This window comes from Vibrio sp. OPT46, from assembly GCF_015163535.1.
Taxonomy (GTDB): Bacteria; Pseudomonadota; Gammaproteobacteria; order Enterobacterales; family Vibrionaceae; genus Vibrio; species Vibrio alginolyticus.
The window spans coordinates 12,939-13,366 of record NZ_JADDYG010000474.1 but is presented as its reverse complement, the minus strand read 5'-3'; the positions used below and the strand labels follow the sequence as shown (position 1 = coordinate 13,366).

General features: G+C 44.9%; 2 protein-coding genes. One reads left to right on the top strand and one right to left on the bottom strand.

Features of this window, described 5'->3' with window-relative positions; translation table 11 throughout:
* Window positions 1-186, bottom strand: a 186-nt coding sequence (locus IQR33_RS35570) for a GDCCVxC domain-containing (seleno)protein (RefSeq protein ID WP_322631789.1), incomplete at its 3' end; no start/stop codon positions are given.
* A gap of 76 nt (window positions 187-262) precedes the next feature.
* On the opposite strand from IQR33_RS35570, the gene IQR33_RS35930 reads away from it, so the two are divergent.
* Window positions 263-428: MerR family DNA-binding transcriptional regulator (locus IQR33_RS35930; RefSeq protein WP_228014025.1), on the top strand; the 166-nt coding region annotated here is incomplete at its 3' end.

Genomic DNA, 428 nt, shown 5'->3' with positions numbered 1-428 from the left:
GATCGGTGGACAAGGCACTGAGCCATAGGAACAGAAAACACAACAGTCCCCAGACTTCGGTTTAAGTAAAACATGGCAATTTGAGCATTCGTGAAACCACTGGCATGCATCCAGGGGCATGGTGAGTATTTCCTGATATCCACACTCTGGGCATGTCAGTTCTGATGGCTCTACAAGGTTTTTCATCAATAATCGCCTGGTTCGTTGATAGATATCTGTTTGTATAAAACCTATAGTTATTACAGGTTCAAGGTACAATGAAATGAATTCGCCCCAATTTTCAATCGGCCAGGTCGCCGAACGTGCTGGATGTAAGGTGGAGACTGTACATTATTACGAAAAATCCGGGCTGATGCCTGATCCGTCACGAACTGAAGGCGGTCATCGCGTATATGCCTTGTTGCTTGTTAAGCGGCTCAATTTTATTC